Source organism: Kaistella treverensis (assembly GCF_900114045.1).
GTDB classification, from domain to species: Bacteria; Bacteroidota; Bacteroidia; order Flavobacteriales; family Weeksellaceae; genus Kaistella; species Kaistella treverensis.
Genome location: NZ_FORQ01000004.1, coordinates 15457 through 36384 on the forward strand (window position 1 = coordinate 15457; position 20928 = coordinate 36384).

At 40.4% G+C, this 20928-nt stretch carries 19 protein-coding genes and 2 tRNA genes; 15 read left to right on the forward strand and 6 right to left on the reverse strand.

The window, feature by feature from the left end:
* The first annotated feature begins 15 nt into the window (after positions 1 to 15).
* From BMZ55_RS09775 to BMZ55_RS09785, 3 genes are all read left to right on the forward strand, one after another.
* Positions 16 to 87: transfer RNA gene (locus BMZ55_RS09775), tRNA-Glu, on the forward strand.
* An 86-nt stretch (positions 88 to 173) separates the two neighbouring features.
* Positions 174 to 428, forward strand: a complete 255-nt coding sequence (gene rpsT / locus BMZ55_RS09780) for a 30S ribosomal protein S20 (protein WP_089820197.1) — start codon at positions 174 to 176, stop codon at positions 426 to 428.
* 19 nt (positions 429 to 447) lie between these two features.
* Positions 448 to 519, forward strand: a tRNA-Glu gene (locus tag BMZ55_RS09785).
* Between the two features lie 141 nt (positions 520 to 660).
* Here the strand turns inward: BMZ55_RS09785 and BMZ55_RS09790 are convergent.
* A complete protein-coding gene (locus BMZ55_RS09790; protein WP_089820198.1) occupies positions 661 to 1620 on the reverse strand; it encodes a YihY/virulence factor BrkB family protein in 960 nt (319 codons plus the stop codon).
* A gap of 253 nt (positions 1621 to 1873) precedes the next feature.
* Between BMZ55_RS09790 and BMZ55_RS09795 the strand changes: the two genes are divergently transcribed.
* Both BMZ55_RS09795 and BMZ55_RS09800 read left to right on the forward strand, forming a co-directional pair.
* Entirely contained in the window at positions 1874 to 2287 is a 414-nt protein-coding gene (locus tag BMZ55_RS09795) for a type II 3-dehydroquinate dehydratase (protein ID WP_089820343.1), read from the forward strand.
* Positions 2288 to 2298: 11 nt separating this feature from the next.
* Complete coding sequence (locus BMZ55_RS09800) at positions 2299 to 3684, forward strand: alpha-amylase family glycosyl hydrolase (RefSeq protein WP_089820199.1); 1386 nt, start codon at positions 2299 to 2301, stop codon at positions 3682 to 3684.
* Here BMZ55_RS09800 and BMZ55_RS09805 read toward each other — a convergent pair.
* Complete coding sequence (locus BMZ55_RS09805) at positions 3681 to 5519, reverse strand: monovalent cation:proton antiporter-2 (CPA2) family protein (RefSeq protein WP_089820200.1); 1839 nt, start codon at positions 5517 to 5519, stop codon at positions 3681 to 3683. The two genes, BMZ55_RS09800 and BMZ55_RS09805, sit on opposite strands and share 4 nt — an antisense overlap.
* Entirely contained in the window at positions 5512 to 6036 is a 525-nt protein-coding gene (locus BMZ55_RS09810; protein ID WP_089820201.1) for an NAD(P)H-dependent oxidoreductase, read from the reverse strand. The genes BMZ55_RS09805 and BMZ55_RS09810 overlap by 8 nt, the downstream gene beginning before the upstream one ends.
* A gap of 80 nt (positions 6037 to 6116) precedes the next feature.
* Here BMZ55_RS09810 and BMZ55_RS09815 point away from each other — a divergent pair, with 80 nt between their 5' ends.
* Entirely contained in the window at positions 6117 to 7268 is a 1152-nt protein-coding gene (locus BMZ55_RS09815; protein ID WP_089820344.1) for a hypothetical protein, read from the forward strand.
* A gap of 15 nt (positions 7269 to 7283) precedes the next feature.
* Here BMZ55_RS09815 and recJ read toward each other — a convergent pair whose 3' ends face one another.
* Positions 7284 to 8993 carry a single-stranded-DNA-specific exonuclease RecJ gene (gene recJ, locus BMZ55_RS09820; RefSeq protein WP_089820202.1) on the reverse strand — a complete coding sequence of 570 codons (1710 nt, stop codon included), beginning with the start codon at positions 8991 to 8993 and terminating at the stop codon, positions 7284 to 7286.
* A 307-nt stretch (positions 8994 to 9300) separates the two neighbouring features.
* Here recJ and BMZ55_RS09825 point away from each other — a divergent pair, with 307 nt between their 5' ends.
* Both BMZ55_RS09825 and BMZ55_RS09830 read left to right on the forward strand, forming a co-directional pair.
* Positions 9301 to 10011 carry a ferritin-like domain-containing protein gene (locus BMZ55_RS09825; RefSeq protein WP_089820203.1) on the forward strand — a complete coding sequence of 237 codons (711 nt, stop codon included), beginning with the start codon at positions 9301 to 9303 and terminating at the stop codon, positions 10009 to 10011.
* A 36-nt stretch (positions 10012 to 10047) separates the two neighbouring features.
* Positions 10048 to 10860 (forward strand): ferritin-like domain-containing protein, encoded by an 813-nt coding sequence (locus tag BMZ55_RS09830; RefSeq protein WP_089820204.1) that lies wholly within the window; start codon positions 10048 to 10050, stop codon positions 10858 to 10860.
* 123 nt (positions 10861 to 10983) lie between these two features.
* Here BMZ55_RS09830 and BMZ55_RS09835 read toward each other — a convergent pair whose 3' ends face one another.
* On the reverse strand, positions 10984 to 12603 hold the full coding sequence (locus tag BMZ55_RS09835) for an ABC-F family ATP-binding cassette domain-containing protein (RefSeq protein WP_039342899.1): 1620 nt from the start codon (positions 12601 to 12603) through the stop codon (positions 10984 to 10986).
* A 174-nt stretch (positions 12604 to 12777) separates the two neighbouring features.
* On the opposite strand from BMZ55_RS09835, the gene smpB reads away from it, so the two are divergent.
* From smpB to BMZ55_RS09850, 3 genes are all read left to right on the forward strand, one after another.
* Positions 12778 to 13236: an SsrA-binding protein SmpB gene (smpB, locus tag BMZ55_RS09840; RefSeq protein ID WP_089820205.1), complete on the forward strand. Its 459-nt coding sequence runs from the start codon at positions 12778 to 12780 to the stop codon at positions 13234 to 13236.
* Positions 13237 to 13313: 77 nt separating this feature from the next.
* Positions 13314 to 14723, forward strand: coding sequence for an OmpA family protein (locus BMZ55_RS09845; protein WP_039342902.1), 1410 nt, complete (start codon positions 13314 to 13316; stop codon positions 14721 to 14723).
* A gap of 95 nt (positions 14724 to 14818) precedes the next feature.
* On the forward strand, positions 14819 to 15559 hold the full coding sequence (locus tag BMZ55_RS09850; RefSeq protein WP_039342903.1) for a YebC/PmpR family DNA-binding transcriptional regulator: 741 nt from the start codon (positions 14819 to 14821) through the stop codon (positions 15557 to 15559).
* 268 nt (positions 15560 to 15827) lie between these two features.
* On the opposite strand, the gene BMZ55_RS09855 is transcribed toward BMZ55_RS09850, so the two are convergent.
* Positions 15828 to 17684: a CocE/NonD family hydrolase gene (locus tag BMZ55_RS09855; RefSeq protein ID WP_089820206.1), complete on the reverse strand. Its 1857-nt coding sequence runs from the start codon at positions 17682 to 17684 to the stop codon at positions 15828 to 15830.
* A gap of 60 nt (positions 17685 to 17744) precedes the next feature.
* Between BMZ55_RS09855 and BMZ55_RS09860 the strand changes: the two genes are divergently transcribed.
* The 4 genes from BMZ55_RS09860 (at position 17745) to BMZ55_RS09880 (ending at position 20920) form a co-directional block, all read left to right on the forward strand.
* Positions 17745 to 18359, forward strand: coding sequence for an alpha-ketoglutarate-dependent dioxygenase AlkB family protein (locus BMZ55_RS09860; RefSeq protein WP_089820207.1), 615 nt, complete (start codon positions 17745 to 17747; stop codon positions 18357 to 18359).
* A 151-nt stretch (positions 18360 to 18510) separates the two neighbouring features.
* Entirely contained in the window at positions 18511 to 18999 is a 489-nt protein-coding gene (locus BMZ55_RS09865) for a BON domain-containing protein (RefSeq protein WP_039342932.1), read from the forward strand.
* A gap of 5 nt (positions 19000 to 19004) precedes the next feature.
* Positions 19005 to 19424: an SH3 domain-containing protein gene (locus BMZ55_RS09870; protein WP_039342934.1), complete on the forward strand. Its 420-nt coding sequence runs from the start codon at positions 19005 to 19007 to the stop codon at positions 19422 to 19424.
* Positions 19425 to 19669: 245 nt separating this feature from the next.
* Positions 19670 to 20920: a dicarboxylate/amino acid:cation symporter gene (locus tag BMZ55_RS09880; protein ID WP_089820209.1), complete on the forward strand. Its 1251-nt coding sequence runs from the start codon at positions 19670 to 19672 to the stop codon at positions 20918 to 20920.
* The last annotated feature ends 8 nt before the right edge of the window (positions 20921 to 20928 follow it).

Genomic DNA, 20928 nt, shown 5'->3' on the forward strand with positions numbered 1-20928 from the left:
AGTCCTCAAAGCAAAGGCCTATTCGTCTAGTGGTAAGGACTCAAGATTTTCAGTCTTGCGACAGGGGTTCGATTCCCCTATAGGCTACAAAACTGAAATTTTGAAAAGTTTGTAAATAATATTTTGTAATCAAAAAAGATTTTATATCTTTGCACCCAAGTTTTTAGAAAGATATGGCAAATCATAAATCAGCTCTGAAAAGAATCAGACAAAGCGAAAAGAAAAGATTAAGAAACAGATACTATCACAAGACTGCTAGAACAGCTTTGAAAGTATTCAGAAATGAAGAAGATAAAGCTGCTGCTGCATTACAGTTGCCATCAGTAATTTCTTTGTTGGATAAATTGGTTAAGAAAAACATCATCCACAAGAACAAAGCTGCCAACTTGAAAAGCAAATTGACAAAGCACGTTAATAATTTAGCGTAAACAATACACAAGACGCACTGGCCCGTTCGTCTATCGGTTAGGACCTCAGGTTTTCATCCTGGTAAGAGGGGTTCGACTCCCCTACGGGCTACTTAAACTTCCGAAATTAATTTTTCGGAAGTTTTTTTGTGTGCTATAAAGCGTAGAGCTTAGAGCGTAGAGCCAGGAAAAAGTGCTAGTTCTTTGCTGGAAAAAATTCCGTGCTAAAAGGGCATTTTTTTTCGTTTTTCAATTATGCCGTTATATTTTCGGTTTCCTGCAGCGATTTCAGCTTTTCCATTTCCTTCTCCTGTTCTTTTTCGTAAAGTTTTGCAGCGCTCCATTTCGCGTGACGCGACGGTTTTATGGAATAACCTTTCTTCAGCGAATAAATTTTGGTGAATTCTGCCCCGAAAAATATCAGCATACAGGAATAATTAATCCACATCATAATCAGGATGATGGTTCCCGCTTTCCCAAAGGTCGACGTAGGCTTTAATTCTGCGAAATATAAACCAAGCAGAAATTTACCGATGGTGAACAGAACGGCGGTTAGAATCGCGCCCGTCCACACCGCTTTCCAGGAAATTTCAACATCGGGCAGCACTTTAAACATAAATGCGAAAACGGCGACCACCAAAAGGAAGCCCAGCACATAATCCATTACTTCCATTAAAAGATAGGTTTCAAGCCCGAGTTTCATTGTAATAAAATTATTCAGTAAACTGATGAGCGACGTCAGAATCATCGTAATCATCAACAAAAAACCAATCACCAGGATCATCCCGAGTGAATTTGCGCGGTCAAGCAGAAATTTAATTAAAGCTTTTCTCGGCGCGGCTTCTACGTCCCAAAGTGTATTCAACGATCTTTGAAGGTGAAAGAAAATGGTAGTGGCACCGTACACCAATGAAAATATTCCCACGATTTTCATGAAAATATTTTCTTTGTCAATCAGCGCGCTTGCGATCATTTCTTCAATACTTTTCGCCGCGTCAGAACCCATCATTCCGCTGATCTGGTCTCCAATCTGCCCACGAATGGCTTCCTGACCGAAAAAATATCCCGCAATCCAAATGATGATAATCAAAAGTCCGGGAATGGAAAATATAGCGTAATACGCCAAACTTGCAGAATCGCTGGTTGCGTTGCTTTTGTTCCATTCGGTGAAGGTTTCCTTTAAAGAATCCCAGAAAAAACTTATATTTTTCATCTTTTTAATGTTTTAGAACCGAAAGCTGAGATTCTGAATTGATAAATTTTCAGCTCACAGAGATTATTGAAGCAAAAATCGCGGCAAAGGCGTTGCCAAAATTGAAGTCGATATTATTTGAAAAAAATATTTTTAAAGTTTAAGCTTAGAAAATTCAAAAAAAATGCCTTTAAAGCAGGTAAAATTTCCAATGCGCATTTTGCTGTTAAACGGTTTTAATGCTAAAACTGCTTATATTTGTAAAAAGCTAAAAATGAAAATTTTAATAGTAAACGGCCCGAATTTAAATCTTTTGGGCACGCGCGAACCCGATATTTACGGAAATATTTCGATGGAAGAATATTTAAATCAGCTTGAAAACAAATTTCCGGAACACGAAATTTCCTACTACCAATCCAATATTGAAGGTGAGCTCATCGACCGTTTGCAAAAAGATGATTTTGAAGCTTTAATCATTAATCCGGGCGCTTTTACGCATTATTCTTACGCGATTGCAGATTGCCTGAAAAACATTTCGCAGCAAAAAATGGAAGTTCACATCAGCAATATTTATCAGCGCGAAGAATTCCGTCAGAAATCTGTGACCGCGGTCAATTCGGACGGAATCATCAGTGGTTTTGGTTTGAAAGGTTATGCGCTCGCTATTTTAAGTTTAAATTCAAATTAAAAAAATTGGTCATGAAAACGGCATTTTTTTTCATTTTAGCTTTTTCATTTTCCTTTCCTTTTTCGGGAAGTGCGCAAACAAAGGATCCGCGCTATCAGCCCAAAGAATATGTAGAAATCAACCATCCGGAGTGGAGCAAAAATGCCACAATTTATGAAGCCAATATCCGCCAATACACACTGGAAGGCACTTTCAAAGCTTTTGAAAAACATCTGCCACGCCTGAAAAAAATGGGTGTGGACATTATCTGGCTTATGCCGATTCACCCAATTGGTGAACTGAACCGCAAAGGAAAATTAGGCAGCTATTATTCGGTGAAAGATTTTAAAGCCATCAATCCTGAGTTCGGGACGATGAAGGATTTTCAGCATTTGGTAGATAAAATTCATTCCTTAGGCATGTACGTCATCATCGATTGGGTTGGCAATCACTCGGCCTGGGACAATCCTTTAGCAAAAGAGCATCCCGAGTGGTACACGAAAACGCGCAAAGGCAAATTTCAGCCAACGCCTTGGTATGATTGGGATGATGTCATCGATTTTGATTATAACAATCCGGACCTGCGGAAATATATGACCGATGCGCTGAAATTTTGGGTGAAAGAAACCAATATCGACGGTTACCGCGCGGATGTTGCAGGCTTTATGCCGGTAGATTTCTGGGAAAATGCGCGCGCAGAATTAGATCAGATCAAGCCGGTTATTATGTTGGCGGAATGGGAAAGCCGCGATTTGTACAAAAAATCGTTTGACATGACGTATTCCTGGTCTTTGTGGAATGAAATGAAAGTCGCCGTAAACCAGCAAAAATTAGGCGGTTTGGTGGAATACCTTGCGCACGACGTAAGCACGGTTCCGCGTAATGCGTATCGAATGACATTTACTGATAATCATGACAAAAATTCCTGGGAAGGAAATCCGTATCTGAATTTTGGACCAGGCTTAAAAACTGCAATCGTTATGACCGGCGTGGTGAACGGAATGCCGCTTTGCTACAGCGGTCAGGAAGCGGGTTTGAATAGAAGTCTGAAGTTTTTCGAAAAAGACCCGATTGAATGGAAACAAGATGAAAACGGTGAAATCTTCACCAAACTATTCCATTTAAAACACAAAAATAAGGCGCTTTGGAACGGAAAATTTGGTGGTGAAATGATTCGCGTGGTGAATGATCATCAGGACCAGATTATTTCTTTTTACCGAGAAATGGAAAAAGATGCCGTTTTGCCGGTTTTAAATTTTTCCGATAAAAGTGTGAATGTAAATTTAAACACCAATTATTTTGAGGGAAAATATAAAGAGCTTTTTACCGGTAAAATCTACAATATTTCCGGAAAAACCACTTTGAAGCTGGAACCGTGGGCTTATTTGGTTTTGGTGAAGGAAAACGAACCGAATTAATTTGGATCTTCATCGTACTCGTTCCATTTCGTTTCATCGAAAGAGTTGGTGTCTTCCGCGAGTAATTCGGCTTCGCGGCTAAGATATTGGCTCATCGTGAAACTTACTTTATCTTTTACCTGCTCTTTTGCCAATTTTTTTGTCATCGCAATGTCGATCATGGTAAATCTCTTCCCGAGTCGTCGCGCAGCATAAGCGCGCATTCCCGTGGCTTGTAAAATATCCACCGCCATATTTACAGCAGTTCCCAAAGTTTCGCGATAAATATGATCCACGCCGTTATTGATGAAATCATACGCATCAAGCCGGTTTTTCGCACGTACAAAAATCTGAAGTTGGGGGAAATGCTCTCGCGAATAATTTAAAATTGCTTTATTTTTTTCGGGGTTATCCAGGCATAAAATCAGAAGATCTGCCGTTTCCGCTCCAGCGGATCGCAAAATTCCAGGTTTGGAAGCATCGCCGAAATAAACTTTAAAACCATTTGAGCGCAGCAAATTCACGCGTTCCGCGTCATTATCCAAAATTGTTGCACCAATACCGTTTACACGTAACAGCCTGCCAACCGTACTTCCGAAATGCCCGAAACCAACAATAATGATTTTGTGTTTGATTTCTGGTGTTTCAAGTTCTTCCGGACTTTGTATAGCTTTATTCGTGTGTGGTTCAATAAATTTTTCGTTGATAATTAATAAAATCGGCGTAATACACATCGAAATGGCGGTAATTGCCATCAGCTGCGCTTTCAGCTGCGGATCAACAATATATAAATCCGAAGAATAATTAATGAGCACAAACGCGAATTCACCAACTTGTGAAAGCCCCAAAGCAACCAGGAAATTCTGATTCATTTTAAGCTTAAAAAACTTCCCGACACCGAATAAAACCCCAAATTTCACCAACAAAACCACGGCAGTTACGGTGAAAATAAACATCGGGTCCTGCATGATGACAAAAAAGTTAATTGTGGAACCGACGCTTACAAAAAATACCGCCAATAAAACGCCTTTAAACGGATCAAGCTGACTTTCCAGCTCGTGCCGGAATTCGCTTGTCGCCAGCATGACGCCCGCGATAAAAGCGCCAAGTGCGGCGCTCAAACCTACGGCATTCATCAGTTCTGAAACACCGATAACCAGGAATAGTGAAGTTGCGGTAAGAAGTTCATTCATTCCGGAACGCGAAACATAGCGTAAAAACGGGACAAAAGTATATCTGCTCAAAAAAATGAGCGCAGCAATTCCGAGTACAATAGAAAACGGTTGTAGCCAGTCGGGGAGAAGCTGTATCAGTTTTTGGTTTTCGGTGTTTTCAGAAGTTTTCGCAATCACCGGCAATAAAGCTAAAAGCGGGATTACCGCCATATCCTGAAATAAAAGTATGGAAAATGACGCTTCACCAACATCGGTATGAAGTGTATTTTTCTCTTTTAAAGTCTGTAAAACAATCGCGCTGGACGACATTGCAAAACATATGGCCGCGACCAGCGCCTGATCGGTGCGCCAACCCGCAAAATAGAAGATCGGGAAAAGTATAGCGATGGTGAAAATCATTTGGCTGAAACCCATACCGAGAATTTTCTTCCGAATAATCCAGAATTTTTTCGGTTCAATTTCCAGACCCACCAAAAATAAAAGCATAACGACACCAAACTCTGTTGCATGCATGATATCATCGGAATCGCCAGTTAGCTTTAAACCAAATGGACCAATAATAATTCCGCCGAGAATAAAACCGATTACAGAGCTTAATCCCAGTTTCCGGACAAGCGGAACCATGATGATGGCCGCACCTAAAAAAATTAACGCTGTTTGTGCTAAAGAATCGTTACTCATAGCGTGTTAAACTTTGTTTAATTTTTTCGGTCATATCCGCAAGTTCCTGCTCTTCAAGATCATCCGCGTTATAAATGGAGATGATTTCTTTAATTTCAATACCGGTTACGGAAAGCGAGAGAATCAGCGGTTTCATCAGTTCCTCAATGGTCGTTTTGTACAAACCTTCGCGGTGATAGCTTTCTTCTGAGGCGCCCATTGTTACAATGATTATCGCATCTTTATTCATCAGCGGGTGATTGCTTTCCGCTTTCCAGCTCATATCGAAAACCTCATCAATCCAAAGCTGGATTAATGGTGGTAAACCAAACCAAATTAAAGGAAAATGAAAAATTAGCCGCTCAAATTCACGAATTCTTTTCCGTTCCCGGAACGTTGCGATGTGAAAATCCGGATATTCTTCATACAAATCCCGGAAAACGAGTTGCTCGGAATTCCCGTATGCCTTGATCAGCGCTACATTGGTGGTAGAATATTCAAAGTAAGGATGCGCGAATATGACGAGCGTTTTTTTCACAAATGGGCTAATTGCCCGAAATTACAAAAAAAACGAAAAAAAGTACGTTTTATGCAGATAATGTTTTTATTTTTGATGATATGAAGGTTATACAAGTGACTTCAGCATCTACGATACGGGAATTTCTGGATTTTCCGGCAACCTTATTTTCGGGAGATAAAAATTACATCCGCCCTCTGGACCAGGACATCGAAGCGGTTTTTGATCCGAAGAAAAATAAATTTTTCAAACTAGGGATTTGCGAACGATTCATCTTTAAAAATGATGATGATAAAATTTTAGGAAAAATTGCCGTTTTTACCAATAAAAAATACAAGCAGAGCCAGCCGACCGGAGGCATTGGTTTTTTCGACTGTATTAATGACCAGCAAACCGCAAATTTTATTTTTGATTTTGCGAAAAACTGGCTTCAGGAAAAAGGAATGGAAGCGATGGATGGCCCGATAAATTTCGGTGAACGCGATAAATTCTGGGGTTTGCTTATTGAAGGATTTTCCGAGCCGCTGTACGCGATGAATTATAATGCGCCGTATTACAAAGAGCTTTTTGAAAATTACGGTTTCGAAATTTATTTCAACCAGTTGTGCTTTGGCCGAAAAGTTCACGGTCCGGTTGCGGAAAATTTCATGGAAATGCACGCGCGCGTTTCGCAAAACAAAAAAATAAGCGCCAGACCTTTGAAAGTGAAACACCTGGAAAAATTTGCCAAGGATTTCACCGAAATTTATAATCAGGCGTGGGCAAAGCACGGTGAAGGAAAACAACTGACCGAAGCGCAAACTTTAAAAATTTTTACCACGCTAAAGCCGGTAATTAATGAACATATTTCCTGGTTTATCTATATGGAGGAAAAGCCAATCGCTTTTTGGATGAACATTCCGGACTTGAACCAATGGTTTAAATACTTCAATGGTAAGTTTGGTATAATCCAAAAATTAGCCTTTTTAGTGCTGAAAAAACTGAAAAAAAATAGGAAAATGGTCGGTTTGGTTTTCGGTGTAATTCCCGAATGGCAGGGACGCGGCATCGATGGATTTATGATTTGGGAAGGCACCAAGCATTTCCGCAAAACCACGGATTTCGAAGATTATGAAATGCAGTGGATTGGAGATTTTAACCCGAAAATGATAAAAATCGCTGAAAATCTGGACACCACGGTGACTCGAAAATTAGCAACTTATCGTTATCTTTTTGACCGTACGCAAGAATTTCACCGGCACAAAATTTTATAAAAATTACCGGCTATTTTAGAGAAATTTTACGTCTCTGATGTTGAGGTAATACGTTACGTTTCCTTTCCAGTGATTTTCTTCTGCGGTAAACGCCATGTCGAAACTTCTTTTGCGGAATTCATCAGCATATTTTCCCAATTTAAAACCAATGCATTCAATATTTCTGCCCGAAGATTCCTGTCGGATGAAAAATTTGACATGGGAATTATCTTTGCCCATTGTTTTTACATAACCAGCAACTTTTTGGTTTTTCAGGACCAAATTCGGTTTCATATTGTGCGGACCAAATGGCGCAAGCTTTCGGTGAAAATTGAAAAAATCCTTGTTTAAATCTTCAATTTCTACCACAGAATCAATGGTGATGCTGGGCTCGATCTGATGTTCCCTAATTTTTTCACAAACAACCTGCTCAAATTTCTGCTTAAAAGCTTCGAATTTAGCTTTCTCCATTGAAAGTCCTGCTGCAGCAGGATGCCCGCCGAATTTCAGAAACAAATCCGAACAGCATTCCAGCGCGTGGTGAACATCAAAATCAGCAACTGAACGTGCCGATGCCACCATTTCGCCATTATTACCATCGGTGAAAACCAAAGTCGGTTTGTAATGGGATTCAATCAATCGTGAAGCTACAATTCCGATTACACCTTTATTCCAGCCGGGACCGTAAACAATGGTAGAACGGTTGGTAATCTGACCGGAAGTTTCTACCTGTAAAAGTGCCTCGGTAGTACTGCTCATGTCCATTTCGCGGCGCGAATCATTCAGGCTTAAAATATCGCCAACGATTTGATGCGCGTGTTTCAGGTTGTCGGAAACCATTAATTCCACCGCGGCTCTTCCGTGTGAAATTCTGCCCGCCGCATTTATTTTTGGAGCGATTTCAAAAACAATATTTGAGATTTCAAAAGTTGCCAGTTTATCTTCCGGAATAAGCAAGCGCAAACCGATATTCCGGGTTTTCCGTAAAACTTTTAAACCCTGTTTTGCCAAAACACGGTTTTCACCACTCATCGAAACAATGTCGGCCGCAATGGAAATGGCGAGCAAATCGGTAAGTTCAAAAAGTTCGGCTTCCGGAATCTTGTAAATGCTGTTCAGGCCCTGACAAAGTTTAAAACCAACGCCGCAACCCGAAAGTTCCTTGAACGGATAACGGCAATCTTTACGTTTCGGATCTAAAACCGCAACCGCATCGGGAATTCTTTCGCCAGGTAAATGGTGGTCGCAGATGATAAAATCTATGCCGAGACTTTTTGCGTAGTCAATTTTTTCGATAGCTTTAATACCGCAATCAAGCGCGATAATGAGTGAAAATCCGTTGTTTTTCGCGAAATCAATTCCTTCGGTGGAAATCCCGTAGCCTTCTATATTTCGGTCCGGAATATAATAATCGAGGTATTTCTTTTCAACAATTTTGCTTAGGTAAAGATACATCAGCGCAACAGCGGTGGTTCCGTCAACATCATAATCACCGTAAACCAGGATTTTCTCACCGTTTTCAATTGCGGTTGCAATTCGGTCCACGGCAACCTGCATATCCTTCATTAAAAAAGGATTGTGAATATCGCCGAGGTTTGGTTTAAAAAATTCGCGTGCTTTCTGATAATTGTCTATTCCGCGCAGAACCAGAATCTTGGATTCAAAGGTTCCGAAACCCAATGAGGAGCTGATACTGTCTACAATATCTTCATTTGGCTCGGGTGTAAAAATCCATTTTTGACTCATAATCTTACAAAAATAGGAAAAAATATCAGGTTATTTCGGGCAATTTTTCAGTGTTTTCTATTTTAAAAAGTCGATAAGAAAAGCCGAAGGAAATGCTGATTTTCGGTAAAAAATTAGCTGCTTTATTGCCGTTTTTTTTTCGATTTTGCTATAAACATTTCATTAATGAAAAACAAAATATAAAATTTTTTAACCTGATGTTCAATGCTTTACATATTATTTTAAAAAATATTCTGCATTCCGAAATCTGAATTAAAAAGCTGCTCGTAATTATTTTATACAATCATTAATCATAAAAATCATTATTATGCAGAAAACAATTACTGTATCGAACAAAGGAGCGACTTTGGATACAAGCAGAAGAAATTTTTTGAAATTAAGCGGAATAGGACTCGCTGTCGCAGGTTTGGCTGTGGTGGGCTGTAGAGATGACAACATGGATATGCCGATGAACCAAAATGTATTCGATCTTGGGAAAGGCGATGTGGGCGTTTTAAATTACGCTTACGCGTTGGAACAGCTGGAAGCCGATTTTTACACCAAAGTTGTCAACAGTTTCTACGGTGGAATTTCTACAGTTGAAAAGCAACTTTTTACTGATATTTATAACCACGAGGTTATTCACCGTGATTTCTTTAAAGCTGCAATTACAGCGGCTGGCGCAACACCAACACCAACGCTGGAATTCAAATACGACGGAGTTGATTTCAAAAGCAGAAGTTCCATTCTCGCGACAGCAAAAGCTTTGGAAGATACAGGTGTCGCCGCATATAATGGTGCAGGTAAGTACATTACAAATTTAGATTACTTGGTTATTGCTGGGAAAATTGTTTCAGTAGAGGCGCGGCACGCTTCAGCGATCAGAGATTTGATCAGCCCCGGAACCGGTGCGTTTTCCGGTGATGATGTGGTAGACGCCAACGGTTTGGATGTTGCAAAAGAGCCGAAAGATATTGTAATGGCAGCGGGCGGTTTCTTTAAAACACCGTTCACGTGGAAAGAACAGGGAATCGGTTAATCACTTTACATCAATTTTAACTTAAATAACAGCATTATGAACTTACTCAATATATTAGATAAATTATCAGACGATCAATTTTTCACTAAAATGACCTCGAGGTCAGAAGGTCTTTTAGATATCGCCAATTTCGGACGAAAAACCGCAATAGCGAGTATTCCTTTAGGATTAGGCTCTTTTATGGCGACGGATGCTAAAGCAGCAACTACCACGGTAGCAAGCACATCTTCGGCAGCTTCCGCTTTAACCGACGCGTTACAACTGGCGCTTGTTTTAGAATATCTGGAAGATGAATATTACAGAACCGGCTTAGCAAGTACAGGATTAATTCCGACAGCTGATCGTGTAGTTTTTCAGCAAATAAGCAAACACGAAACAGCGCATGTCGCGTTTTTAAAAGCTGCCATTTCTTCACTCGGAACAACACCGGGCGCAAAACCAAAATTCGATTTTACCGCGGGCGGAAATTTCCAACCGTTTACGGATTATAAGACATTTATGATTTTGGCGCAGGCTTTTGAAGATACGGGAGTTCGTGCTTATAAAGGTCAGGCGGGAAATGTTGCATCAAATAAAGCAATTTTGCAGGCAGCGTTGCAAATCCATTCCGTTGAAGCAAGACACGCGTCACAAGTTCGCAGAATGCGGATGAACAAAGGCTGGATAGAACTGAAAGACGGCGGAAATATGCCGGCAGCCACAGATGCTGTTTATGCAGGCGAAGAAAATGTCATCCAGGCTGGTTATAATACTTCGACGAAATTTGGCGCGGCGGCAGGTTCGGCATCGTTCGATGAAACTTTAAGCGGAAGCGATTCAGCAGCAATTGCGGGATTATTCATCGCTTAAGCAGCAAATAAATTTTTCTCATTCTATATATTTTGGTTAGGAAGACTTTGATTTTATCAAAGTCTTCCTGCAAAAAAAAACCGCCTTATTTGGCGGTTTTTTTCATTTTGTAAAAGCGGTTGGTTAATACATTTGTTGCTGTAATTCCTTCACTTTTTTATCTGATAAATATTCGTCGTATGTCATTTCACGATCGATAATTCCTTTCGGAGTTAATTCGATGATGCGGTTACAGACCGTTTGCAGCATTTCGTGGTCATGTGAAGCCAGCAGAATATTTCCTTTAAAGTTAACCAAAGAGTTATTTAAAGTCGTAATACTTTCAAGGTCCAGGTGGTTGGTCGGCTCATCTAAAAGCAAAACGTTCGCGCGCTGCAACATCATTCGGCTGAACATACAACGCATTTTTTCACCTCCGGAAAGTACGGTGCACGATTTTAGAGCTTCGTCGCCGGAAAATAACATTTTACCTAAAAAGCCGCGCATATATTCTTCGTGGCGCTCTTCATCATTTTTGGTAAACTGTCGAAGCCAATCAACCAAGTTGATATTTTCCTGGAAAAAGCTTGCGTTATCCAAAGGCATATACGATTGGTTCGTGGTAATTCCCCAATTGAAAGTTCCTTTATCCGCTTCCGTATTTCCACTTAAGATCTGGAAAAATTCTGTAATTGCTAAGCTGTTTTTAGAAATTACCGCTACTTTGTCTCCTTTTTTCAGATTTAAATCGATATTGGAAAAAAGAAGTTCACCGTCTTTTGTTTTTTCAAGATTTTTAACCTCTAAAATCTGGTCACCAGCTTCGCGTTCCGTATCGAAGATAATTGCCGGGTAGCGTCTTGATGAAGGTTTGATGTCTTCGATGTTCAGCTTATCGATCATCTTTTTACGCGCAGTTGCCTGTTTTGCTTTTGCAACGTTGGACGAGAATCTCGCGATGAAGTCCTGAAGTTCTTTCTTTTTGTCCTCTGCTTTTTTATTCGCCTGTTGTCTTTGTCTTGTAGCCAGCTGCGAAGCTTGATACCAAAAAGAGTAGTTTCCGGTGTATAAGTTCAGTTTCGAATAATCTAAATCCCCGATGTGCGTACAAACCGTATCCAGGAAGTGACGGTCGTGAGAAACAACGATTACCGTATTTTCGTAGGTCGAAAGGAAGTCTTCTAACCACGCAATGGTTTCAATGTCCAAATCATTGGTAGGCTCATCGAGAATAAGCACGTCGGGATTTCCAAATAAAGCCTGGGCAAGAAGCACTTTTACTTTGTTTTGGTTTTCTAGTTCGCCCATCATTTGGTAGTGCATTTCATCTTTGATACCAACGTTGGAAAGCATCGTCATCGCATCGGACTCTGAGTTCCAGCCGCCCATTTCATCATAAATAACGCCGAGTTCGCCCGCTTTTATACCATCTTCATCCGAAAAATCTTCTTTAGCATAAAGCGCATCCATTTCGGTTTTAATCTCGAACAATTTTTTATTTCCCCGTAAAACCGTTTCCAACACGGTAAAATTATCATAAGCGAAGTGATCCTGCTCTAAAACGGACATTCTTTTTCCCGGTTCAAGGGAAATTGAGCCCGTTGTGGGGTCTTGCTGACCTGTAAGAATTTTTAGGAAAGTAGATTTACCGGCACCATTTGCGCCGATAATACCGTAACAATTTCCCTTACTAAACATAATATTTACATCGTCAAAAAGCACTCTTTTGCCGAATTGTAAAGATAAATTAGATACTGTTAACATATAGTTTTGTAAATTTGGTGCAAAATTACGAAAACAAATTGGGTTTATAGCATTGCTTAACAGGTGCTGAAATTTTACCTGTTTTGGACCAATATTTGACTGCCAAAAATTAATAGTTTCGTGTTAAAATTTTATAAAATTTAACGAAAAATTAAAAATGAAAAAATCATCAAAATGAAAATTGAAAAATCGATCGCTATTTACAATAAAAGAGCCCGCTTCGAATTTGAGATTTTTGATGAAATCGAAGCAGGCATGGTACTTACGGGCACCGAAATAAAATCTTTACGCTCTTCACGAGCGAGTATTACCGAGTCCTTTTGCCAGTTTATTGACGGTGAATTGTACATCATAAATATGACGATTGACGAGTATAAATTGGGAACATATTACAACCACAAAACAAAAAGGGAACGGAAGTTGCTGTTGCACAAACGAGAATTACAGAAGCTGGAAAAGAAGCTAAAGGATGTTGGAAATACCATTATTCCTTTAAAACTTTATATCAATGATAAGGGGAAAGCCAAAGTTCTTATCGCCCTTGGCCGCGGTAAAAAACTCTATGATAAACGCGAAAGCATAAAAGATAGAGAAAACCGAAGAAATTTAGACAGATTATTAAAGAAAAGTTAAATAAAGCCTACAAATCTTTGTTTATAAAGAAAATTTATATTTATTTTGCATTATCAATTATTTAATCATTTAATTCTATGAAAAATCTAAAATTAGGAATTTCAGCATTGGCACTAACTGTTGCCTCTACTGTGTTCGCTCAGACTACCAACAACCCGTGGTTAATCGGAGTTGGTGCTCATGGGGTAAACCACGCTGCGGCTGGAGGAAAAGTTGGAGATGTTGTCTCAACTGCTTTCGGTGGTGGAGATCAAGGTCAGTTGTACAATATCAACAATTTTACAATTACACCTCCACTTTCCAAGTTAACTGTTGCTAGAAACCTGAACCAATACTTGGTTCTTGATTGGCAAACTTCTGTTGGAAATATTGACAATACGAGAATTGGTATGGGAAAAGAATTTTTCCTAATGACTGGTCTTGGTTTGCAATTCAAATTCAACGGACTTTGGGACGAAGAATCTTGGTTTGACCCATATTTAAGAGTTGGTGCTAACTATTTGAGACACGACTACTCAGGAGCTATGAACGCTGTTGACGAAGACGGTCAAAACATTGGAGCGAACCACTTTGCTTTAGCAACTGGTTTAGGATCTAACTTCTGGATCACTAAAGGTTTCGGTATTGGTGTTCAGGGTGATTACGTTTCTACTCCAGGAGACAAATCTACTGTAGCTAACTTCTTCCAGGCATCTGCTTCATTATTGTTCAGATTCGGAAACATGGATAGAGATAAAGACGGAATTTTAGATAAAGATGACAGATGTCCTGATACACCAGGTTTAGCTGAATTCCAAGGTTGTCCAGATACTGATGGTGACGGAGTTCCAGATATCGACGATCAATGTCCAGATGTTGCAGGACCAGTTGAAAACAACGGTTGTCCTTGGCCAGATACTGACGGTGATGGTGTAGTTGATAAAGATGATGCTTGTCCAGAAGTTGCTGGTCCAGCTGAAAACAACGGATGTCCTTGGCCAGATACTGATGGCGACGGAGTGTTAGATAAAGATGACGCTTGTCCTACAGTTCCAGGTCTTGCACAATATAACGGTTGTCCAAAACCAAAATCAGTTACTGCTTCTGAAGTAGAAGGAGAATTGAAAAACATCTATTTCGATTTCGATAAAGCTACAATTAAAGCTGAGTCAGGTCCAAGATTAGATGCTGCTGCAACCCTTATCAAAACTGACGGTGGTAACTATTTACTAGAAGGTCAAACTGATAAAAAAGGTGCTGAAGCTTATAACCTTTCATTGTCAAGAAGAAGAGCTGCTGCTGTAGTATCTGCTTTAGACAGCAGAGGTGTAGAAGCAAACGCTCTTAAATCAATTGGTGTTGGTGAAGCTAAAGCTGTAGTTCCTGAAACTGCTTCTAACGAAGAAAGACAACAAGACAGAAAAGTTGTTGTTAGAGCAATCGAAGATGCTGCAGAATGGGCTACTTACCAAAAATCTGATGTACCAGCTGCAAAAAAGAAAAAATAATCAATTATTTTTCTAAATAAATGACGCTCCCTTCAAAGGGAGCGTTTTTTATTGCCATATTTTATTATTTTTGCACACACAAAATAAACATTACGATGGGACGCGCATTCGAATACAGAAAAGCTTCAAAAATGGCCCGCTGGGACAAGATGGCCAAAACGTTTTCAAAGATCGGGAAAGATATCGCTCTGGCGGTAAAAGCCGGCGGTCCGGATCCTGACTCCAATCCAGCATTACGACGTTGCATCCAGAATGCGAAAGGCGCCAATATGCCCAAGGATAACGTTGAACGCGCCATTAAAAAAGCCAGCGGTGCAGATGCTGAGAGCTATGAAGAAATTACATACGAAGGTTACGGCCAGGGTGGTGTAGCTTTTTTTGTAGAATGTACCACCAACAACCCAACGCGCACCGTAGCAAACGTACGTGCCGTCTTCAATAAGTTTGATGGAAATCTCGGTAAAAACGGTGAACTCGCTTTTATTTTCGACAGAAAAGGTGTTTTTTCTCTGGACCGTTCACAAATTAAAACCGAGTGGGATGATTTCGAGATGGAAATGATTGACGGCGGTGCCGAAGAAATTGATCACGACGATGAAGAAGTTTTTATCACCACCGCTTTTGAAGATTTTGGTACACTTTCACACAAACTTCATGAGCTCGGAATTGAACCGAAAAGCGCCGAAGTTCAGCGAATCCCGAATAATACCAAAGAAGTATCTGAAGAGCAGTTTAAAATAAATATGAAAATGCTGGAGCGTTTCGAGGAAGATGATGACGTACAGAACGTTTACCACAATATGGAAATCACCGATGAGTTGATGGCTTCCATTTAAGCTATACTCATCAGTTTAGAAATTCAAAAAAAAGCCACTTTTAACGGCAAATTTTTTATAATTAAAAGACCAAAACAAACTAATGTTTTGGTCTTTATTTTTTTTAGGTGCTAAAAGCAGGTTTTTTTTAATTCTAGCTATAAAAGCTGCGGCAGGCGTTCTTCATCAAAATCAAAATAAAGCCGCTTTAAACGGCAAATTTTTATAATCAAAAAGACCAAAACAAATTGATGTTTTGGTCTTTATTTTTCGGTGCTAAATGCTGCTTTTATTTTAAAATACCCACTTCCAGCGAGCTGTCGCCAAATATTTTAATGAAAGCTTTGGTGTAATCTTCCTTGCTTGCGAAATTAGGGTTATCTAAAAATTTCTGTGGATTCACCGCAAATAACGGGAACCAAGTACTTGAAATCTGAATTTGAATACGGTGTCCTTTTTTAAAGGTGTGCAAAACATCCTGCAGTTTCACATCAACCGAAGTGTTTTGGTTTGGTACCATAGCTTCAGGTTTTTCACGGGAGTTTCTAAATCTCGCCGGCATAATTTCGCTTCTCACCATTTGATGATAATTGCCGTAAACAACACCGTCTTTTTTCTGCGCCGGAACAAAATCCGGTGGATAAACATCGATTAATTTTACAGCGAAATCCGCGTCCGTGGAAGTGGAAGCCACTTTTAGTTTAGCTAAAATTTCTCCCGCGAAAGTCATGTCTTCAGTTAGAACATCGGTGGTGAAAGTCAGTACGTCTGGCCTGCCGACCGCGAAACGCTGGTCTTCACTCATATAATTTCTGGGCGTAAAACCGTTGAAATCTTTCAGATTTTCAGAGCTGATCACCGGATTATTCGGGTCGCTGAAATATTCCGAAACACTTGCAGAAGCTTTATCTCTCAACGTTCCATCAGCAAGATACAACTGTATTTTCTGTACATTTTTCGGCGGATAAGCGGCAAATTCTTTCCATTCCATTTTACCGGTATCAAATAAAGCTGCTTCCGGTAAACCTGCGTCAGTTTTAGAATTTTCCTTCAAATAGTGGCGAAAAAATGGCGTTTCCAAATTTCTTTGATAATAAGTTGCGATGCTGTCGCCGAAGTAAATTTCGTTATGAAAATGCTTTCCGGTTTCACGAGCCCATGCACCATGGGAAAACGGTCCCATTACTAACGTGTTTTTAGCTTTGGGGCTGGTTTTTTCAATGGTTTTGTAAATATTCAGCGGACCGGCTAAATCTTCAGCATCAAACCAACCACCGACGGTCATCACCGCGTGTGTCACATTTTTCAGGTGTGGTAATAAACTTCTCTTTTGCCAGAATTCATCATAATTCGGGTGGTTCATAATTTCAGTCATGAAGAAATTATTTTTGTAATATTTCTCATAACCGTCTTTTAAAGTTCCCATGTCACGGTAAAACTGCAAACCGTCTTCAGAAGTCTGTTTTACGAAAGTATCCATATACCACGCTTTATCTTCGGGTTTTGTTTTCTGAATGCCGAAAACCGGAAAAGTGCGGAAATAACCCAACATAAATTTTCCGTTGTGCAGAAAGTCGTCATTCCAGAAATCGGAAATCGGTGCCTGCGGCGAAGAGGCAACCAGCGCGGGGTGATCAGATAAAATTCCAGCTGCAGTATAAAATCCTGGATAAGAAGTTCCGTATTGCCCAACTTTACCGTTATTGTTCGGAAAGTTTTTCAGCAACCACTCGATGGTGTCGTAAGTGTCGGTGCTTTCATCAACATCTTTTTTGGTTTTATGGTCCACCTGCGGTGTCATGTTGGTGAAGGTTCCTTCGCTCATGTATCGCCCGCGAACATCCTGATACACAAAGATGTACTTATCTTTCATCAGGTATTGGTTCGGGCCGAGACCGCTGCGGTATTCGTTTTCACCGTACGGCGCTACGCTGTAACACGTGCGCTGCATCAGGAACGGATATTTGTTGTTTTTGGAAATATCTTTTGGGACGTAAACCGAAGTAAAAAGTTTTATACCGTCGCGCATCGGAATGTAAACTTCTTTTTTGGTGTAATTTTCTTTAATAAAAGTATTGTCGGGCCGTTTTTGAGAAAAGGCCGTCACAAAATAAAAAGCCAGTAAAATCTGGAATATTTTTTTCATAGAATTTATTTTGAACGAATTTAGCAAAAAATCCGAGAAATTCTCACCAATTTATACCGAATGGAATTATTTGAACATCAGCCCGATCCGCACGCCAATTTATTGCCATACGACGGAACCGTGAATTATTACGGTAAAATTTTATCCGCCGAAGAAGCCACAAATTTTTTCGAAAAATTAATGCAAAACGGCGCCTGGAAAAATGATGAGGTGATGATGTTCGGTAAACACATAGTCACCAGCCGAAAAATAGCATGGTACGCCGATGCCGAAATGGATTATACTTATTCTCAAATTAAAAAAACCGCTACCGTTTGGTTGCCGGAACTTTTAGAGCTGAAAAATAAGGTTGAAGAGCTTACCGGTGAAAATTTCAATTCCTGCCTTTTGAACTTATACCACGACGGTAGCGAAGGACTGGGCTATCACAGCGATTCCGAAGGCGACATTACAAAAAACAGCGCGATTGCTTCCTTAAGTTTAGGTGCTGCGCGCAAGTTTGTTTTCAAGCATAAAACCACGAAAGAGCGGCTGGAATTTATTCTGGAAAACGGCAGTTTACTGCTGATGAAAGGTGAAACCCAAAGACATTGGCTACACAGTTTGCCACCATCAAAAAAGATTCATTCGCCACGCATAAATTTAACTTTCCGCTCGCGAAACCCTACCAATTAAAAACATAAAAATTGGTCAAAATAGCACCGTAAATTTATCAATTTCGAAAATAATTCCTTAAACTTTAAGAAAATTTTATAATACTTTAAGGATTTAAAGGCTTATTAATTGTTAAATTTGAGAATAATTATTAACGTTAAACATTAAAACTATGAAAAAGACACTTGCTCTTGCCGCTTTGGCGCTTACGATTTCTATGGGTTCTGTTTCCTGCGAAAAGAAAGTAACCGACGCTGAACTTCAGACTCAGGCGACCACTGTAGTGACTTCTAACCCCAACGCTTCTGTGGAAGTTAAGGACGGTACCGCACATTTAAGCGGAACTTTCGAAGATCAGGCATCCAAAGACAATATGATCGCTTCGCTTAAAGCCATTCCAGGTATTAAAGATGTAATGGATATGTCCACCGTTGCCGCAACGCCACCACCGCCAGTCGTAGATACCGTCAGCGCCGTTGACCCGATGGTGAAACAGAAAGTTGATGACGCGCTGAAAGATTTCCCTTCCGTAAAAGCTGAAGTGGTGAACGGCGAACTTACCTTGACCGGAAATGTTTCTCCGGCACAAGCACGAAAGATTAAGGAATCTGTAGATGCACTACAGGCCGGCAAAATAAACTATAACTATACAGTAAAATAGAGATTATGAGTACATTACAGGATAAATACGCCAGTGTAATAGCGGCTGCGCAAAATGCAGGAATTTCCCATTTGCGCGTGGCGGAACAGAACGGCATTCTTTACGTTTCCGGCTACGCGGCCAACAGCGCCGCAAAAGATGCAGTATGGAACGCTTTGGGCACCATCGATTCGAACTATTCAGCCTCAGACATTAATTTAGATGTTCAGGTCAATGGCTTGGCTTCCGGCTCCACGTTAACGGTCAATACCGAGTCTTCTAATTTGAATATTCGTCAGCAACCATCCACCGACGCTGCGGTAATCGGCAAAGCCGCCAAAGGTGAAACCGTAACTTTAGTAGAACAGACTTCCGATGAATGGTGGAAAGTTCGCACTTCCGATGGTGAAGAAGGTTACGCCTACGCACGCTATCTGCATTCTTAAAAGATTTTTGCAAAAAGAAAAATTCCCTGTTTTAACAGGGAATTTTTTTTGGGCCATCCCGCCAGAAAATTCGCCCATGCTTTTCCTCACCAAATTTTCTGCCGGGACCGCGCTTTCCGTTCAATCTTTTGCCGCGGCTGCGCCGCGGCAAAAGGATTTCCACTTCAATCGCTTGTCCACGCAGAAATAACCCCAATTTTTGGCAAAAAAACATATATTTGTATTCTTACATTTAATAACTCCTTATGAAAGGTCAAAACAAACTGTTCATCGCCATTATCGTCGCTTTAATCATAGGCGTGATTATGGGCGGTGTCGTCCACACCCAATATCCGGATAGTGCTCCCGACTTTGCAAAAAACATCAAGCTTTTAGGCACAATGTTCATCCGTTTGGTGCAGATGATTATTGCGCCGTTGGTCTTCACCACTTTGGTGGTTGGTATTGCAAAGATGAGCGATATGAAAATGATTGGACGTGTAGGTTCCAAAGCAATGCTTTGGTTTATTACTGCATCTTTGGTTTCACTTTTCATCGGACTTGTATTTGTAAACTGGCTGGAGCCGGGCTTGGTAATGCAGCTGGAGAAACCTGCAGCAGATGCAGCGGGCGAGGTTTTGGCTACAAGCCAGGGATTGTCTTTGGAGCAGTTTGTAAACCATATTATTCCGAAAAGTTTATTCGAAGCTTTCGCCACAAACGAAGTGCTTCAGATTGTGGTGTTTTCAATTATGTTCGGTATTGCTTTAGCAAATATGGGCGAAGAATACACCAAGCCCATTGTCCGCGCTTTGGATATTTGCGCACATGCGATCCTTAAAATGGTGGGCTACATCATGTGGTTTGCTCCATTAGGCGTTTTAGGTGCAATTGCAGCGACCGTTGCAACCAATGGTTTTGAAATATTTAAAGTATACGCGATTTACCTCCGGGATTTCTTCTTTGCGCTGGCGGTTTTATGGTTGGTGCTGTGCATCGTTGGATATTTAATTCTCGGCAACCGTTTGTTTGAATTGATGCGCCGGATTAAAGCACCGTTACTCATCGCTTTTTCCACGACGAGTTCCGAAGCGGTTTTCCCGAAATTGGTAGAGGAGCTGGAAAGATTTGGCTGTAACAACAGAATTGTTTCGTTTATTTTACCGCTTGGTTATTCCTTTAACCTGGACGGAAGTATGATGTATATGACTTTCGCAGCGATTTTCATCGCGCAGATATATGGTATTGATATGTCCATCGGTCAGCAGGTTATAATGCTTTTGGTATTGATGCTTACTTCGAAAGGAATTGCGGGCGTGCCTCGCGCGAGTTTGGTCATCATTGTCGCGACGTGTACCATGTTTGGTATTCCGCCAGAAGGTATCGCACTGATATTACCAATCGATCATTTTTGCGATATGGGAAGATCCATGACCAATGTTTTAGGTAACGCTTTGGCAACTTCAGCAGTTTCGAAATGGGAAGGTCAGCTCGAAAATCACGGCGGGGATTTGTAATAAAGATC

Bases quoted from the DNA above. Each gene is read 5' to 3' on its own strand.
- rpsT (WP_089820197.1), top strand. From the start codon at position 174: ATGGCAAATCATAAATCAGCTCTGAAAAGAATCAGACAAAGCGAAAAG.
- BMZ55_RS09790 (WP_089820198.1), bottom strand. From the start codon at position 1,620: ATGAAAAATATAAGTTTTTTCTGGGATTCTTTAAAGGAAACCTTCACC.
- BMZ55_RS09795 (WP_089820343.1), top strand. From the start codon at position 1,874: ATGAAAATTTTAATAGTAAACGGCCCGAATTTAAATCTTTTGGGCACG.
- BMZ55_RS09800 (WP_089820199.1), top strand. From the start codon at position 2,299: ATGAAAACGGCATTTTTTTTCATTTTAGCTTTTTCATTTTCCTTTCCT.
- BMZ55_RS09805 (WP_089820200.1), bottom strand. From the start codon at position 5,519: ATGAGTAACGATTCTTTAGCACAAACAGCGTTAATTTTTTTAGGTGCG.
- BMZ55_RS09815 (WP_089820344.1), top strand. From the start codon at position 6,117: ATGAAGGTTATACAAGTGACTTCAGCATCTACGATACGGGAATTTCTG.
- recJ (WP_089820202.1), bottom strand. From the start codon at position 8,993: ATGAGTCAAAAATGGATTTTTACACCCGAGCCAAATGAAGATATTGTA.
- BMZ55_RS09825 (WP_089820203.1), top strand. From the start codon at position 9,301: ATGCAGAAAACAATTACTGTATCGAACAAAGGAGCGACTTTGGATACA.
- BMZ55_RS09830 (WP_089820204.1), top strand. From the start codon at position 10,048: ATGAACTTACTCAATATATTAGATAAATTATCAGACGATCAATTTTTC.
- BMZ55_RS09835 (WP_039342899.1), bottom strand. From the start codon at position 12,603: ATGTTAACAGTATCTAATTTATCTTTACAATTCGGCAAAAGAGTGCTT.
- smpB (WP_089820205.1), top strand. From the start codon at position 12,778: ATGAAAATTGAAAAATCGATCGCTATTTACAATAAAAGAGCCCGCTTC.
- BMZ55_RS09845 (WP_039342902.1), top strand. From the start codon at position 13,314: ATGAAAAATCTAAAATTAGGAATTTCAGCATTGGCACTAACTGTTGCC.
- BMZ55_RS09850 (WP_039342903.1), top strand. From the start codon at position 14,819: ATGGGACGCGCATTCGAATACAGAAAAGCTTCAAAAATGGCCCGCTGG.
- BMZ55_RS09855 (WP_089820206.1), bottom strand. From the start codon at position 17,684: ATGAAAAAAATATTCCAGATTTTACTGGCTTTTTATTTTGTGACGGCC.
- BMZ55_RS09860 (WP_089820207.1), top strand. From the start codon at position 17,745: ATGGAATTATTTGAACATCAGCCCGATCCGCACGCCAATTTATTGCCA.
- BMZ55_RS09865 (WP_039342932.1), top strand. From the start codon at position 18,511: ATGAAAAAGACACTTGCTCTTGCCGCTTTGGCGCTTACGATTTCTATG.
- BMZ55_RS09870 (WP_039342934.1), top strand. From the start codon at position 19,005: ATGAGTACATTACAGGATAAATACGCCAGTGTAATAGCGGCTGCGCAA.
- BMZ55_RS09880 (WP_089820209.1), top strand. From the start codon at position 19,670: ATGAAAGGTCAAAACAAACTGTTCATCGCCATTATCGTCGCTTTAATC.